The organism is Nostoc foliaceum FACHB-393, assembly GCF_014698505.1.
In the GTDB taxonomy this organism is placed as follows: Bacteria; Cyanobacteriota; Cyanobacteriia; order Cyanobacteriales; family Nostocaceae; genus Nostoc; species Nostoc foliaceum_A.
This window is the reverse complement of the sequence record NZ_JACJTD010000004.1, coordinates 231,892-249,420: the sequence shown is the minus strand read 5'-3', so window position 1 is coordinate 249,420 and position 17,529 is coordinate 231,892. Positions and strand designations below refer to the sequence as shown.

11 protein-coding genes are annotated in these 17,529 nt (G+C 41.7%); 1 reads left to right on the top strand and 10 read right to left on the bottom strand.

Going from position 1 to position 17,529, the window contains the following annotated elements:
• Positions 1-179 precede the first annotated feature (179 nt).
• Entirely contained in the window at positions 180-1,094 is a 915-nt protein-coding gene (locus H6G92_RS06300; RefSeq protein WP_190891908.1) for a Tll0287-like domain-containing protein, read from the bottom strand.
• 181 nt (positions 1,095-1,275) lie between these two features.
• On the opposite strand from H6G92_RS06300, the gene H6G92_RS06295 reads away from it, so the two are divergent.
• Positions 1,276-2,130 carry a phosphate/phosphite/phosphonate ABC transporter substrate-binding protein gene (locus H6G92_RS06295; RefSeq protein ID WP_190891906.1) on the top strand — a complete coding sequence of 285 codons (855 nt, stop codon included), beginning with the start codon at positions 1,276-1,278 and terminating at the stop codon, positions 2,128-2,130.
• A gap of 17 nt (positions 2,131-2,147) precedes the next feature.
• Here H6G92_RS06295 and H6G92_RS06290 read toward each other — a convergent pair whose 3' ends face one another.
• From H6G92_RS06290 to H6G92_RS06250, 9 genes are all read right to left on the bottom strand, one after another.
• Positions 2,148-2,918 carry a hypothetical protein gene (locus tag H6G92_RS06290; RefSeq protein ID WP_190891904.1) on the bottom strand — a complete coding sequence of 257 codons (771 nt, stop codon included), beginning with the start codon at positions 2,916-2,918 and terminating at the stop codon, positions 2,148-2,150.
• Between the two features lie 646 nt (positions 2,919-3,564).
• Complete coding sequence (locus H6G92_RS06285) at positions 3,565-6,348, bottom strand: GAF domain-containing sensor histidine kinase (RefSeq protein ID WP_190891902.1); 2,784 nt, start codon at positions 6,346-6,348, stop codon at positions 3,565-3,567.
• A gap of 563 nt (positions 6,349-6,911) precedes the next feature.
• Entirely contained in the window at positions 6,912-7,382 is a 471-nt protein-coding gene (locus H6G92_RS06280) for an N-glycosidase (protein WP_190891899.1), read from the bottom strand.
• Positions 7,383-7,791: 409 nt separating this feature from the next.
• Positions 7,792-9,405 (bottom strand): iron uptake porin, encoded by a 1,614-nt coding sequence (locus H6G92_RS06275; RefSeq protein WP_190891897.1) that lies wholly within the window; start codon positions 9,403-9,405, stop codon positions 7,792-7,794.
• A gap of 806 nt (positions 9,406-10,211) precedes the next feature.
• A complete protein-coding gene (locus H6G92_RS06270; RefSeq protein WP_190891895.1) occupies positions 10,212-11,612 on the bottom strand; it encodes a sugar porter family MFS transporter in 1,401 nt (466 codons plus the stop codon).
• Between the two features lie 266 nt (positions 11,613-11,878).
• Complete coding sequence (locus H6G92_RS06265) at positions 11,879-12,877, bottom strand: ABC transporter permease subunit (protein ID WP_190891892.1); 999 nt, start codon at positions 12,875-12,877, stop codon at positions 11,879-11,881.
• On the bottom strand, positions 12,874-14,430 hold the full coding sequence (locus H6G92_RS06260) for a sugar ABC transporter ATP-binding protein (RefSeq protein ID WP_190891890.1): 1,557 nt from the start codon (positions 14,428-14,430) through the stop codon (positions 12,874-12,876). Before H6G92_RS06260 ends, H6G92_RS06265 begins: the two co-directional genes overlap by 4 nt.
• A gap of 275 nt (positions 14,431-14,705) precedes the next feature.
• Complete coding sequence (locus H6G92_RS06255) at positions 14,706-15,758, bottom strand: ABC transporter substrate-binding protein (RefSeq protein WP_190891888.1); 1,053 nt, start codon at positions 15,756-15,758, stop codon at positions 14,706-14,708.
• A 134-nt stretch (positions 15,759-15,892) separates the two neighbouring features.
• Entirely contained in the window at positions 15,893-16,900 is a 1,008-nt protein-coding gene (locus H6G92_RS06250) for an ABC transporter substrate-binding protein (protein WP_190891886.1), read from the bottom strand.
• Positions 16,901-17,529: the final 629 nt, after the last annotated feature.

The following is a 17,529-nucleotide window of genomic DNA, read 5'->3' as shown; positions in this document are numbered from 1 at the left end:
TATACCATTTTACTTTAATAATGGTACAAATACGCTGGTAAGGGCATGGCATTGCCATGCCCCTCCGAGAAATCTATATGTATGTATCAGGATTTTTGTGAATTGGTATTACCCCTGCGGGGAACCAAGCTAGCAAGAGCGTCATTACGAATTACGAATTACGAATTACGAATTAATTCTTAGCTCTGGTTATTCAACATCTCCATAGCTATTTTTAAGCTAGCTTTCATCCGATTAAATGCTTCTGCTAAACCGCCAATTTCATCATTAGAACTTTCTTCAAAATCAGCGCTCATATCACCAATGCTAACTTTTTGAGCGATTTTCTCTATTCTTCTGATGCGCTGAATCACGTACTTTTTGATTAAAAAGTTAATTAAGAAAACTACGATCGCAAAGATAGCAATTAAAAGTGCCATTATCAATATCCAAGTCCGTTTGGCATTAGCAAAAATCTCTTCAGAAGGAACAGAGATTATTTGGGCAGAAACAATCTGATTGAGTTGCCAGCCAAAACCATTTTCCGAGCCATAAGTTGCCAACTGACTCTTAGGAGCCTGATCTGGTGTAGAATGACACCGCAGACATTGCTGCTGTGTAATCTTTAGTGGTCGCGCAATGTAAAATACTTCGTTTTCTGACAAGTTACGAAAGCCTGTAATTTCTAAAGTATTAGGTTCGTTGCGAAAACGCTCTACAAGTTGAGTTTCAAAATTATCAGCTTTATCCGCTAAATTAGTTGGATTAAGTGTTGCATCCTTATGAAAAAAGTTTTTATATTCAGGCTTTTTCCGAAAATTTTCAAAAACCTCTTTAGAAGAAAAAGTTGGTACTATTTCCGGCATGAACGTTGGGTTGGTTTCTAGTGTAGGTGCTAACAAGGGATCGATCCGATTCTGTGTATAGTTTCTAACCGCGTTCACCATTTGGATGAGAATCTGCGCTTGAGAAGTTACTTCATTTTGCGCTCTCCCCTGAAGTACACTGGATAAGGCAATGCCACTTCCCAAAATACTAACTATGAAAACTAATATTAAAAGTAAGTTAAATTTAGCACCTATTTTTAAGTTTTTTAACGTAAAGTTGTTTAACATAACCTAACCAACGAAGGTTGTCTCTGAGTTTGTCTAATATTTATTTATACTTGTTAGAAAGCATCTCAACAATATTTAAATAAATGTTAATTATTTGCTGCAATATAACCTATTTAGGCGGCAGTAAAAATTATCTAAATTAATCCTGAAAGCCCAGTTATTTCCTTAACCATAATTAGTGATGTTTTTGCTATTTCCCCGTCGTTTATTTCTGTTTCATCTGCTAGGTTTGACATTTACCGCCTGCCAACCACGAAAGCAGTTTGAGGGCACGTTAACTGTTGGTGTTATTAATTATGGTGGAGGCGAACAGATAATTAACCAATATGCTAAATTCAATAGTTACTTGGGTGAAAAAACAAATGCATATATTCAGCTAGAGCCTGCTTTTAATGAAAACAAAGCCATTGAGCGCCTTGAGGCTCGTGCTTGGTCATTGGTATTTGCTCCACCGGGTTTAGCCGCTATTGCGATCGCACGCTACCAATATATTCCCTTATTTCCTTTAATAGGTATTAATAATTTGCGCTCAATCTTCGTTGTTCGCAAAGAAAGTCCGATCACCGAGTTGAAACAGCTGCAAGGTCAAACATTAGCTTTAGGTCAGTTAGGTTCAGCAACAGGATATTATTTTCCACTTTACAATCTTTATGGTACAACACTAGCTGATATCTTATTTGCACCCACGCCCAAAGCCGCTTTAGAATTGGTGGCTCAAGGAAAAGCGATCGCCTGTGCTGTCTCGGAGGCGGAATTGGCTCTCTACGGTTCACAGTTGGCCCCAACCGAATTCCGCATCCTATTTAAAGACCCTCACTATGTACCATTAGGTGTAGTCTTGATTGGGCCTAATGTAGAACGTAACCGTCAAGAGTTCATCCGCAAAGTAATGAGCGATGCGCCTTCAGCTTTGGCTCAAGAAGTGGGGTATGTACCCAATGGACAAGTACCAGATTATAAATACATGATTTCTGTGGTTGATCGGGTGAGTTCGATTACTTCTGGGCTAGAAGATAAACCGGTTCGTTTATTTTGAGTGAGATCGCGGATTGCTCAAAAAAACAATTTGAATCGGGCTAGCTGGTTTTGAATCGTCCCTGTCAGGATTTTATTTAGTTCTGTGGTGTCTTGGAATTGCAAAATTTGCTGCGTCGGTAAGTCGAAGGGAAATTGCCCTTCAAAGTCTGGGCGTTGCATGTGCGCTAGTAGAATCTGTTCAGACCGCTTACTTTGGATGGCATAGCCAATCTCAATACAGACATTTGGACTGGGAATTAATTGGGGGGCTTCTTTACCATCAATACTAGCGATGGGCGTGGTGTCAGCGATAAATAACAAACTCTTACGGATTTTCCGCATGATCGTGCGGTTAATCCGTACAGGTGCACCACTAGGGCGAGAGGATTCTACTAATGTTAGAGGAAGGCGCGATCGCAAGTTTAAATTGTCTAAACTTTTTCGCAGTTCTTCTCTCAAAACATTCGTGGCTGCGGCATACTCAGTTTGATAGCACAAAAAAATTGTTGGTTCTAACTGAGCCAACACCGCCTGCTTAGTGAAATAAATTTCATGACTAATTAAGTCAATGTTAGCGACACTATAGCCACCACTACCTTCAATATAAAATTCAATATTTTCCCCTTCCAGATAGCGACCAAACCAAGTTGATTTCTTAACTTCGTCGCTTTCTTCCAAAAAGTCTGCTCGCAATGCTGATCTCAGCAGGCTTTTTTTGCTTAAGCGAATGTCTGGCGGACGTTTTTCCAGTTCTGGAATCGGTTCGTAATCCTGTAGATACCACGCTCTGAGCGCAATAATTGACATAAGGCGCTATTTAAACTGTTTCTCGCTATTCAACTTCGTATAATCTTACACCAAGAAGAAGCTCTATCTCAGACTTATCTTTAAACACAACAACACCCAAACTTCTACTCGCTGAACTATCCCCTCTCATTGTTTATACTAGCCAGGGATGTACTAACTTTCATCACTTGTGTAAACAAGTAATAAAAATCAGTTACAGCGCCCCCTAATCTCCCATATTTGAGGAAATAGCAGTTTTCGCGTTGGGTGTTGTTGTCTTTTTACGAGACAGATGTAAGTTAAACAGCGTCTTTTACCTCTTACTACATTTCAAACGCAGCTGTTATATCTGCCAGGGAAGCTTGTTTTGTAGCTTCAATTATTAGATTATCACTTCTGGATGGGAGGGATTTTTTTTGAAACTAAACTTTACTTTTGATGCATTTTTAATCCAATTTAATCCAAGTCAATATACTGCACGCCCTATATAGTTTATAAATCTTTTCTTTAGCCTATTGTTAAAAGTTTTATCATCACACTTTGGGATGAATTCAGTAATTACTAATTCAAATTTTAAGTTTTGAAACTAACATTTTGTAATATTCTGAAAAATCGATTTGCGTGGTATTAGTGCCATCATCTAGAGCCAAGTTAATGCAAATTGGTTTTAGACATGGGGTTCCTCCCCCTGCTCCTCTACGTTTGGTTGACTATTAATTTTGGCTGGAGGTTTAACGGGAATTTCAATCCAGAACTCTGTACCTTTGCCAGGTTCTGAAATGCACTCCATTATTCCACCATGTTTTTCGACAATAATCTGATAGCTGATTGCCAGTCCTAGCCCTGTACCCTTGCCCACAGGTTTGGTAGTGTAAAATGGGTCAAAAATTCGCTTTTTCACCTCTTCAGTCATTCCAGGCCCATTGTCACTAAAACGAATTAACAGACGAGAGTTGTCTGTTGAGATTTTAGTGGAAATGTGGATATTAGGCATTGGGCCTGGGTTATTCTCCTTGTCCCCAGTTCCCATTTCCCAGTTCCCATTCCCCATTACCAGGGCATCTATGGCATTGCTAAGAATATTCATGAATACCTGATTCATTTGGCCGGCATAGCATTCCACCCGTGGGATGTTGCCATAGTCTTTGATTACCTCAATGCCTGGAAATTCAGAATTAGCTTTCAACCGATGTTGCAAAATTAACAAGGTGTTGTCAATGCCTTCATGTATGTCAACGCGCTTGTTGTCAGACTCATCCAAGCGAGAAAAATTGCGTAACGACAGCACTATTGAGCGGATGCGCTCGGTTCCTACTTGCATTGAGGTCATGATTTTTGGGAGGTCTTCTACCAAAAATTCAAAATCGATCGCTTCGATCGCGGCGCTAATTTCACTATGAGGGTGCGGATAGTGTAGCTGGTAAAGACGTAAAATTTCTAGCAGTTGTTCGGTGTAGTCACTGGCGTGACAGAGATTACCGTAGATGAAGTTAACGGGGTTGTTGATTTCGTGGGCGACACCCGCAACCAACTGTCCTAAGCCGGACATTTTTTCGGTATGAATTAATCTTGTCTGTGTTTCTTGGAGTTCATGTAGGGTATGCTCTAACTGTGCAGCTTGATTTCTGGCTTCAGTTTCGGCATCACAGGTTTGTTCGTAGAGTTGCGCTTGTTGAATAGCGATCGCAGCCTGATCTCCTAATTGTTGCAATAAATCAATTTCTGCATCCTGCCAATCTCTGGGAGCTTCACACTCATGGGCTATTAATAACCCCCATAGTTCCATACCTATATTAATCGGAACTATTAAGTTTGCTTGTACTTGCAGACTCTGCAAAAACTCTCGATGACATTCACTTAAAGAAGTTGCGGAAACGTTGTTAATTGCCCGTACCCTGCCCTGATAATATAGATGGGTATACTCATCAGGAAAGCATTCCGGTGGCGCATTCACTCCCAAAACTGACTGCCAATTGCCATTAATCTCTTCCACAATCACCGATTTACTCTTCAGATGGAAAATCAGCACCCGGTCTGAGTTTAGCAGGGGACGAACTTCCCGAACGATGGATTGCAGAGTTGTTTGCAAGTCTAATGTGCGGCGAATATGCTCTGTAACTTGTTTGAGTAGTTTAGTAAAGAGTAATGATTTTTCGAGTTCATAAGTTTGCTCTTGCACCCGCAGTTCTAGGTTGCTATTCAGGGCTTGTACCTGTTTATACATTTGCTGTTGCTGAATTGCCATTGAGAAATGATCGTACAAAGCTTGCCCTAATGAGATGTCTTCCGGCTTCCACTCAGGCGCTTGCCCCTTTTTTTGCTCTCGCCAAACCTCAAAGGAAAGCTGGGGTAGCAGTTGTCGCCGGTTTTGTTCACATCGTCCCGCCCACAAAATTTCCGTTTCAAATTCAGACCGAAAAATGCTTAATACACCAATAAATTTTTCTCGGTAATGTAGGGGAATCACCATGACTCCGCGAATTTGAGTAGAACGGAATGCTAAAGCCAAAACTCGCAAACGTGGTTCTTTATAGAGGTCAGATATTGCCCAAATATTACCTTCTTTACACTCAGCCATCCAGTTTTGCCACATGGGATGCTGTTCGATAATACTGTTATCTAACTCGTAGGGGAGTGTCGGTTGGTCGCCCCAGGTGTATAGTTCCAGACTCTGTTCAATGTAAAGCCTGCCACCTACTCCATTGAAGGCAGTAATAACTTCTTCTAACGCTCCCTGCAATTGGATTGTCGGCAGTTTATGCAATAGTGTGGTAACTCGGTTAATAGTAGCTTCTCGCTCTTGCTTGGCGCGGGCTGCGGTGAGTAGATTACTTTGAGCGATCGCGATCGCTACCTGGTCAGCTACTTGCTGCAATACTTTTAGTTCTCGCTTCAAAATATTTCGCGGTTCACTTTGGTGAGATACTAACAATCCCCATAATTTAGGCTTTGCCGATTGTTCTTGTGGATCACAATCTAAAATTGGCACTACCAACGAAGACTGCACGCCCATTGCCTTTAGGTATTGAATATGGCACGGGTCTACCTGCCGATAGTAGATATTAGTTTGTAGACGTTTGCCTGTTTCTTTTGACTGTAGAGGCGATAACCCGATCTTCCCGTTTGCCACATCCACAATCGAACGTTGCTGTGCTAAAAGAAACATCTCCCTAGCTTCTTGTGGAATATCATCAGATGGGAAGCGCTGCCCCAATAAGGATGGCAGACGTTGCTCATGGATAGATTCAGCAATGACTTCACCGGTACCATCAGTATCAAAACGATATATTTTTACCCGATCTGCACCCAAAAATAAACGCACTTGGCTAACGGTAGTCGTTAATATCTCTTGGAGGTCGAGCGATCGCCTGATCTGTTTTATCATCCGGTGCAGTAAACTTTCTTGATCTAAGCTTTGCTGCAACCCGTTTGGTTTATTAGTAAATGTCATTGCCTATATACACCATAACTGAAGTATAATTTTTTATAATTGTCACTGGTAAAAGTTTTTAACTTAACAATGCCTTAACTTTCATCCTATTTACCGAAATTCCTGCTACAAATACCTTGCTAAGGGCTTACATCTTTTGCAATGCAAAGATTTTTGGAAATGGATCAGAGAATATTTGAAAAGTATAAAATATTTTGCATGATCTCCGTAGCGCTTCTAAAGTTTGCTTAAGTGTGATCAAATCATTTATTGTATCATTAAATACTTCTATGTCGTCCTCTCAAATCATCTAAAAGTTAATAAAATTTTAATCATTGACATCTATTAATTTTATATTCTTAATCATTAAATTATTGCAGTAAAATTACTTAAGTTTATGTCTTAAAAACTGCGCTAAATTAAAAATATTTTTTACCTTTTTTACCCATTAATTCAATTAATTAAAATCTTTTCAAATAAATAACTAAACTATTGGCAACTTTTTGAAAGATTGTTGTCTGGGGAATTTTACTATTCCCCGCCGAATTGCTGATTTTATGTTGAATGTAACTATTTTGATTAAATTATTCGTAAATTACCGTTAAAGATAGTAAATTACGGATTTCTTCACGCACACTCATGAGAGTTTTACCGAGATGGTTTTGACCGACTTTATTAGCACCACAGCCCCAAAAAGAATCTGTTGGGGAGTTTTCAACTAAAATCTCATCGCCTGTTTTCAGGAGAACTTCTCTAATATCAGTATGAGTGAGAAACTTTTTGAGTACAGCTTCTCGCATAATTTGAGTTTTGACCAAATCCCAGTCTCGACGGAGTTGGCGAGTGCTACATCTTCCCAAAGCGGCAGCTTCTTCTGGGGTAGCGGCAGCATGGATGATGGGTATAATTGCCGCATCTGTACTGCCGACAAACTTTTGGGCTTGATAGTAATGCTCAACCGTTGGCCAGTAAGTACCCTGGATGTGGATTCCGTGGGGAGAAAAGTTAGAAAAACAGCCATAAGGCTGCCAAACCTTATAAAAATAAATGGTCATTTGAAAATTGCTCTTTTATATATTCAATTTCAGGGTAGCTGAAAGATCGCACTCGCAACCCAAAATCGAGCTTATCAAACAGATTTTCTCTCGGTTCACATCATTGGGGATTCTTCCCAACGACTTATAAAGATTATCAAACTTCTATCGAGCGATCGCTCAACGAAAATCGGCTATTCCTCCCATCCCTTCAAGGGGTGGGAGGAATAGCCGCCCGCCGATTTAGTCATTAGTCATTTGTCCTTGGTCATTGGTATTAATGACTAATGACCTCTTGAAAGGATTGATTGGTGAATACTTAGCACAGCCTGATAAAAACCACTTTACGTACGCTAGTGAAGCTCAGGGTTTAAGTCAAATTTGAGTTGATGAAGCGATCGCAGAACTTTTTGAGATCCTCCATATTCAGTTAAAAATCAAAGGTTGTGCGAATCACACCCACATACTGTGTATCATTTCTGCTATCATTTTCCGGGTTGAGAATCACCCAAAAACCAGGAGTCACTGAGATATTATCATTCAGGCGGTAGCGATAGAATGCTTCGATATGGTAAGCGTTATCTCGGTCTTGACGGACATCACTGTTAGAGACACGCGGCGGTATCCCAAAGAGAATTCCCGGCAGGTTGCCTCTACCACCCACATCGGGAAACGACATACCAATCGCCCCAAACCAAGCATTGGCATTATCTCCATTGTTCACAAAGAGAGAATCTGTTTCCCCCCTACCATTAGAAATATCACTGAAACCAGAGTTTTTGGCATTTGCCCAAACATATCCACCCCAAGAGTGAACCTGGAAATTTGGGGAAAAGCGATAGTATCCCTGTACACCAACAATGCTATTGGAAGTAGCAATGTTGTTTCCAAAGGGAGCATTTGACAGGGCACTGCCTCTCCCGGCGTTGATATCTACAGTGCCAGCAGGGGTATAACCATGAGAGTAGGCGACACCAATAGCTCCTTGCTTGCCGTAATATGCCAGGTGTGCCAGAGCGTTGTAACCGCCATCAAATAAGCCATTTTGCGCTGATGGAACATTCGGATTATTTGCTAAATAGCCCAAGGTGAGAATCAAGTTTTTACTGATACTCCAGTTAGCGGCTGCACCACCACCACCCCGCTCGAAGAGGGGACTGTTTTTGCCAAATAGTGAGGGAATCCCATTACCATCATCGGCAATGGTTGCAGGAGTGATGTTGTTTGTGATGTCGTTGTAACCAATGCCTGTGGGGCCAACGACGAAGGAGAGGGAATCACCAACCGGGAAGTAGTAACGAATGTGAGGAATTATAAGTGTATTGTTGCTGTCATTGTCGAAGTTCAGGCGTGTCATTCCTGTACCTGTGGCTGCGGCAATTTGGCTTGCACCATTGGAATTCGCAAAGTTGCCAAACTCTAGCCGGACTCGCAACAAATCTTTGCCGGTGAAGCTACTCTCCAAGTTGAGACGACCCCGGTTTGCAAAGAAGAGACGGGATTCATCGCGTTCCCCACCCACTCTATTACCAAAAGTATCACTAATGGCGGTAATAATTTGAGCATTCAACTTGGTAGTAGTAGAAAATTGCTGCTCCTCCAGCGTTGCTGTCCGTGCTTCTAGGGTATCCACCCGCCCACGCAGAGTTGTCAATTCTGCCGCAAACTCTGTTTGCAAATTTTGCAGCACTGCCAAATCTTCTTTCTTGACTAAATCGCTAGTACCCACAGCAATTAATTCATTCACCCGATTTAAGCAGGCATTTAAACCAGCTGCAAACTCATAACGACTCAAAGCACGATTACCGCGATAGGTTGCGTCAGGATAACCTGCAATACAGCCATAGCGTTCCACCAGCGATTGCAGTGCCTGGAATGCCCAATCGCTCGGTTTGATATCGGAAAGTTGGGAAACAGAATTGACTTGTCCCTCCAAATTTCTATCAGTATCTGCTGCACTCGAATCATCTTCTGGAGGTGCTGCCCAAACTGTTGGAATTGCCAAAAATAAGATAAAAAAGCTATGAAAAATAATTTTTAGCATTGATTTATTAGTTGTAAATGGTTGAATTATGATTTTGTAACTAAAGAGATTACACTCAAACAAAAGCTTTTAGTTTTTAAGCTAATCAGCATTGAACTTACATATTATGAGCTTAGATTTTGGTATAATTAAAACAACGTCTTGACCGAATAATTCATAATTAATAAATGGGTACAGAGCCAACACTGAATTAAAAATTAAGTGGTCTTCAGCTCTCTGCGAGACGCTGCACGCAGCAAGATCCCCGAAGGGGTACGCAAAATCGCTCTAAAAGTTTGGCGTTTGCGTAGCGTCCCGAAGGGAAGCCTCTTGTAGAGAAGGCTTTACGCTACGCGATCAGTCGACAGTTCAGCAGATCACATTGATAGTTTCTATAGGAATCCGGTTTGATTTATGAAAAAAATAGGTATTGTAGGGTGTGTTAGATGGAACGTCGTAACGCACCAAATCCTTATAAATGGTGCATTAAACTGTAGTTAACACACCCTATGTGTCTTTTCAAAAATCAAATAGAAACCCTATATCTTTTTAGTAATTTACTGAAGCGAGAATTTGTATTTGGTTAACCAAATTGATTTTGATAAATTCGTATTGGGTAGCTATAGCTCTCATCTAAGGACTAAAGTGCTTACTACGAAATCTCTTAAACTGTCATAATACTTGTGACAAAATCAGGCTTGGTGAGACAAGGGACATAAGCCTCTTGTTCTATGCAACCTCACAGATAATCGGTATATATCAAAGTCATTTTTTTACGTAGATGCGTAGCTGCTTGCCGCAGAGGATACAGAGATACAAATTACGAATTACATGTCTTCTAACTCAATTCCTTTGGTTTCCTTAATAAAAAAGAGAATGAAAAAGAATGAGGTAGCCGCTGCAATTGTATAAAGTCCATAGGCAGAACCTAGACCGAAATATTGCAGTATGGGAGGAAATGTTGTGGAAATGAGGAAATTCGCAATCCATTGCATTGCAGCAGCAACTGAAAGTGCAGCGGCTCGAATTTTGTTATTAAACATTTCTCCTAACAGAACCCAAACCACTGGTCCCCAGGAGAAGCCGAAGCAAAATACATAGAGATTGGCTGCAATGAGAGCTATAGTACCTGCACTTCCGGTGAGATTGGGGTTCCCCGCAGCATCCAGGGGAGCGGTACCAAAAATAGAAGCCATCGTCCCCAAGGTCAAGGTCATGCCAATCGACCCTAGTATGAGCAAGGGCTTGCGACCAAATTTATCCACGAAGGCGATCGCAATCAATGTTGTAATAATATTTACGGCTCCTGTAATCACCGTGATTGTTAGAGAACTTTGTTCTGAAAACCCGACTGCACGCCACAAAACGCTACTGTAGTAGAAGATTACATTAATGCCAACGAATTGCTGAAATACAGATAAGCCTATTCCTATCCAAACAATCCGAAGGAGTCCACCATTTCTGCTTAAGAGGTCAGAAAATCTGGGTTCGCGTTCTCGAAGCACTGTCTGCCGAATTTCTTCAATTTTTGCCAGCACATCACCCCCCAAAATCTTGGTGAGAACGTTAGCAGCTTCTGGTTCTCGTCCTTGAGCAACTAAGTACCGGGGAGATTCGGGAATCATTAAAGCTGACATTCCATAAAGCACGGCGGGAGGAATTTCTGTCCAAAACATCCAGCGCCAAGCGGCTATACCAAACAAAAACGGCGACTCGGCTGAACCTGCTGACACAGCAATAAAGTAGTCGCATAGTAGTGCAATAAAAATCCCAACTACGATCGCTAATTGTTGCAGAGATCCTAATCTTCCTCGCAAATGGGTGGGAGAACATTCCGCGATGTAAGCTGGAGCGATGACGCTAGCAGCACCAACTGCAATGCCACCCAATACTCGCCAAAAGATAAAATCCCAGATTCCGAAGGCAATCCCGGAGCCAATGGCACTGATGGTAAACAACACCGAAGCTGCTACCATTGCCTTGACTCGACCATAACGGTCTGCGATTTTCCCTGCATAGAAGGCTCCTACCGCAGACCCCAATAATGCCAGTGACACGGCAAGTCCCGTTAGCACACTGTTGGCGTTAAAGGCTTTAGAAAGGGCGCCAACTGCACCGTTAATTACAGCAGTATCAAAACCGAACAGAAAACCGCCGAGGGCAGCAGCACCAGCAATTAAAATTACATAGAATGTGCTGGATTTACGACGAACAGTAGTAGATGACATAGTTTATGTACATAGTTTATGTATTGTGAACATGGGGCATGGGGCATTGGGCATTTGGCTCTCTGCACCCCTCAGTCCCCAATACCTGCCGTGTATACACAAGTCTTTTAAAGTTACTGCTTAACATAGGGCAGGTTAATTTTTGCAGGTCGATGTAACAAAGGTGCAGGTTGATGCAACAAAGGTGCAGGTCGATGTAACAAAGGTGCAGGTCAAGAGATTTGTGTGTACACCGTAGAATCCCAATACCCAGTCCCAAGTTCCCTTTATCGTCTGGAACGTCTGCGGAGTCGGTCAATCATTACTGCTAAAATAATTACTAGTCCTTTGACAACTAGTTGCCAGAAGTAAGATAGGTTCAACAAGGTTAAACCGTTGTTGAGAATAGCAATGATCAATGCACCTAGAAGTGTGCCGCCAATTGTACCAATACCGCCGGTAAAGCTGGTTCCACCTAGAATAACAGCAGCGATCGCATCTAATTCATAACCCTGACCTAAGATGCCACTAGCACTATAAAGACGGCTGGCACTCATGATTCCTGCTAAACCTGCCAGTAATCCACTAATACCATAGACGAATAGCAACACCCGATTAACTTTAATTCCAGTTAATCTGGCTGCCCGCTCGTTACCACCGACAGCATATATCTGCACTCCCAAAACAGTTTGCCGCAGCACAAACCAGCTAGCAATTACAGCCAGTAGTGCAATTATCACTAGCCACGGAAGAGGGCCGACATAGGTATTACCCACCCAAGCAAAATTTATGTCACGGTTAATCAGCGTTGTTCCCCTGGCAATCAAGAAGGCAACACCTCGCAAGGCTGTAAGTGAACCCAACGTGACAATAAAAGGTGGCACATCTAGAAAGGTGATGAGAGCGCCGTTGAGTAAGCCTAAAAGCAATCCTGCTAGCAACGCAGCAGGCACGGCCGCCCAACTTAAAGCCGGCAGTAGCGATACCAGCAACGCAACTACGGCAGAAACAGCTAATATTGACCCAACAGAAAGGTCAATACCTCCGGTGAGAATCACAAAGGTCATTCCTGTCGCCAGCACAATATTGATTGATGCCTGACGCAAGATATTAATGATGTTACCGCCTGTGAGGAAGTTGGGAGAAAGGAATGCAAATAAGATGCAGATAATTACTAAGATTGGCAGAATACCCGCAACTTCCAGCAGAGTGCTAATTGATTTGCGGTTCCGGGATACGGGATTTTTGCCTAATTTATTGGCAGGCGGTCTGACTGTCTGACTCATGATTCTAATACCTCCGATGCTCCAGTTGCATAGTGCATAATCTTTTCTTGGGTGATTTCTTTACCAAGACTGCCGTCCAGTTCGCCTACCAGTTGTCCTTCTCGCATCACCAAGACGCGATCGCTCATGCCGACAATTTCCGCTAGTTCGCTGGAAACCATTAAAATAGCAACACCTTGTGCTGCCAATTCGCTCATAATTCGGTAAATTTCGCTTTTGGCACCGATATCTACGCCGCGTGTCGGCTCATCTAACATCAGGACTCTCGGTTTAATGGCTAACCAACGCGCTAGCAGTAGCTTTTGCTGATTACCACCAGAAAGATCGAGCGCTCTAATTTCCAAATTGGCTAGGCGGATATTAAAGTTTTCCACCGCGTCTGTTGACAGCCGATTAACTGAACTCCAGTTAACAATTCCAGCCTTTGCATCCTGCTTGAGTGTGTTGATGGCAATATTCTTGCGGGCGCTCATCTCCAAAAATAAACCTTGATCTTTGCGGTCTTCTGGGACGTAGCCAATTCCCGCAGCGATCGCATCACTGGGCGTATTAATTTCCAGTTTTTTGCCATTGAGGAATACTTCACCACTGGCTTTGCGGTCTGCACCAAAAATCAGCCGGGATAGTTCTGTGCGTCCTGCACCAACCAGCCCCGCTAAACCAACAATTTCTCCAGCGCGAATTTGAAAACTAGTTGGCTCAACTTTCTTGCGGGCGTCACTCATATTTCTGACTTCCAGCACGACTGGGCCAGGGTTCGTTTGCCGTTTATGTTCGTAAAAGTCTTGCATGGAGCGACCAACCATCATCTGCACCAATCGCTGTGGGGAAATTTCACTGCGTGTGAGACTGCCAATATATTGACCATCGCGCAGTACGCTAATCCGGTCAGCTAGGGCATAGATTTCTTCCATACGATGGCTGATGTAAATAATGGCAATGCCATCACTCCGCAATTTGCGAATTACCTTAAATAAATGCTCACTCTCGCGGTCAGACAGTGCTGCTGTTGGCTCATCCATTACCAAAACGCGGCTTTTATCTTTCAGCGCCCTGGCAATTTCCACTTGCTGCTGTTCTGCGATCGATAAGGTACCAACTATAGTCTGCGCTGTAAAATTGGCTCCCAGGCTTTCCAGCACTTGCTCTGCTTCCAGTTGCATTGCTTTGCGGTCTAAAAACTGACCTCGCTGCAACTCGCTACCCATAAACATATTTTCGGTAACGGTTAAATTAGGTGCAACATTCAGTTCTTGATAAATGAGATTAATACCCGATTTGCGTGCTGTCGCCGGATCGGTAATTTTCAGGGGTTGACCATTGATGCGAATTTCTCCTTCATCGGCAATGTAAGCCCCAGCTAGGATCTTCATCAATGTGCTTTTACCTGCTCCGTTTTCACCCATGAGGGCGTGAACTTCTCCTGGATAAATCGTGAGATTGACATTTTGGAGTGCAGATACACCATGAAATCGTTTCGTAATCCCTTGCATTTCTAATACAGGGGCGGTGGTTGGTGCATCAGGAAATGAGGTTTCAATAGTTTTTGTCATGAGCAGAACCTGTAAAAAGAATTTAAAATTCGCAATTGTGAGTTAGAAATTAATCCATAAACTCACACCTAATGTGAAATTAAAATCATCACAAAATCATGTTTTAAAACCGACCATTATCTTGGAAAGTTCTCATCATCGTGTTTCAAGATTTAGAACTTTCCGCAGATGCATATATATACATCATGGGTATATACAAAAAGTCTGTCAATGCACCAAAAGACTCAACTCAGATTAGAAATAACTTTTAATTGCAAATTTACAATTATTATTATTTACCAGCCTTTTTCTGTGCCTACATTATCTTTTGTGATCAACTTAACTGGAATCAGAATAGTAGGGTTACTAGGCTTTTTACCATTTAAGATGTCGTTGCCAACCTGAACTGCTTTTTGGGCCATTCCTCGTGGATTTTGAGTAGCAGTTGCAGCATATAAACTATCTTTAGCTGCGATCGCAGTGATTGCTTCTGGCGCACCATCAACCCCAACAATAAAGAAATCTTGACGTTGTGCTTGCTTTGCTGCTAGTTCTGCGCCAATTCCACTCGGATCGTTAATGGCAAAAACCGCATCAATCTTCGGAAAGGTTGTAAGTAAATCAGTCATAACTCTAAGTCCTCCATCCCGGCTACCCCCTGCATTCTGGTTTTTAGAGAGGATTTTGATATCGGGATATTTGGATAATACATTCTCGCAGCCACTAACTCGCTGAACTACCGAGTCCACTGGCGGCCCATTAACTATTACTACATTGCCTTTACCTTTGAGGCGATCAGCAATATATTTGCAACTAACTTCTCCAGCTTGGACATTATTAGTGGTGATGGTGGCATCCACACCTCCCTCAGCACCTGTGTCTACGGCAATCACAATTCTACCTGCAAGTTTGGCTTTTTCAACTATTGGTCTAATTCCACTTTTATCAGCAGCATTCAAAATAATGATGTCAGTATTTGCGGCAGTCAAATTTTCAATTTGATTGGCTTGTTGGTTAAGGTCATAAGCACTGGAAGCTGTACTAACATTGACATCTTTTCCGCCAATTCTTTTCGCTTCTGCCTCAACTGCTTGTCCCATAACGACGAAGAAAGGGTTACTTAGATCGCCAACGGTGAAGCCAACCGATCGCAATTTTGTATTCCCAGTGGCGGTTTTAGTTTCTGCACTAGTATTGGTAGCAGGTTTAATATCAGTGTTAGTAGCAGTGTTGCCATCGGGAGAACCATTTGTACAGCCGACAAGACTACCACTGATGATACCGAATATGCTAGCTGCGATTACGCGAAGCGTAACACCAGAGGTGAACGCAATCTTTTTCACATTCATATATCTCCTAGAAGTCATTCTTACTTAAACTAAATTTGGAACCAATATGTTATTTAAAAACAGGGCGAAATATTCTAACCCTCCTATCTCAATCCTTTTTCTGTGTGTTGTAATTACGAATTACGAATTAAAAATTACCAGCCTTTGTAGCTGCTAAGGTTATCTCTGGTAACCAACTTGACTGGAATCAGAATCTCAGATGACTCAGGTTTTTTGCCCTCGATGATATCATTTCCAACTTGAACTGCTTTTTGCGCCATCCCTGCGGGATTTTGAGCAGCAGTTGCAGCAAATACACCATCTTTGTCTTCCATTGCTTGGGTTGCATCTGGCGATCCGTCAACCCCAACAATAAAAAATTCATTGCGTCTTGCTTGTCTAGCTGCTAAATCTGCACCAACACCACTTTGATCGTTCGTGGCAAAAACGGCATCAATTTTGGGAAAGGTGGTAAGCAAATCGCTCATGACTCTCAGTCCTCCATCCCTAGTCCCTTCGGCGTTTTGGTTTTTAGAGATGAGTTTGATATTAGGATATTTGGACAATGACTTCTCGCAGCCACTCACTCGCTGATTGATTGAGTCCATTGGGGTACCGTTGAGGATGACCACACTACCTTGACCTTTGAGGCGATCGGCAATATATTGGCAAGCAACCTCACCAGCTTGGGTATTGTTAGAGCTAATCATTGCATCCACATCTGCATCAACGGCTGAATCTACTGCAATGACAACTCTACCTGCAAGCCTTGCTTGGTCAATTACCGGTTTAACTCCTTTTTTGTCAACAGCGCTAAGGATAATTAGGTCAGTATTCGCAGCAGTGAAATTTTCGATTTGGTTGGTTTGTTGGTTCAGATCAAAGGCACTGGAAACCGCATTAACTCTGATATTACCTCCAATTTTATTAGCTTCTATTTCAGCCCCTTTCTGCACTGCATTATAAAAAGGGTTGCCCAAGTCACCCAAGGCAATACCGATTGTTTGCAATTTTTTATTTGGAGCATTAGTTTGACTCTCTAAACTAGTATTGGTAGCAATGTTAGTACCAGTATTAGTAGCTGTGTTGTCATTTTGAGCGCTATTTGTGCAACCAATAACAGCGAAACCTAGTATGCCAACTATGAGCGAAATTCTCTTCATATTCATCTATTTTTCACAATGTATTTAAATTTCAAAAAGTCAGTAGAATATAAATGTGCAAATTTATCACAATATGAGCTATGTCTGAAAACTTCAGGCATAACCTAGCACTAATGCTGGTTTTGGAAATTTTTATTCCTCTCAAATGTTTTCTAATGTGACCTGATTTAAATTAGTGCTATTAATTGCCCTAATTTAAATATTTTGTTTTTAAAGCAAAACTACAAGCACTACACTACGTCAAAAAATCACATACCTGAAACTACATTTGGAAGTGTGTGGGCTAAAAACAGCTTTTAACTAGAACTAGTAGAACATGATTTTATCAAACTGGGAAATTTGCATTTCCTTTTACATTATTTTAGTTTAACCTGCATTATCGCAAATATGATCCCCGTTTATTGAACTTTACAAAGCCAAGAAAACTATTCCATTTTGATGTAGGTTCAACTTTTTCTACTAAAGCATTTGCGAAAATTAAGTAATTTTCGTCGGATGTAAACTTTAAAAAACTTAATATATTTAACTCGAGTTGAATTGAGAAAAGTTAATCCCGTAATAGAGAAATTCCTGTTTTTGAATCTATCTTTTAGGGGTAGAAATATATAGCCGATTGTCATATATAAAAA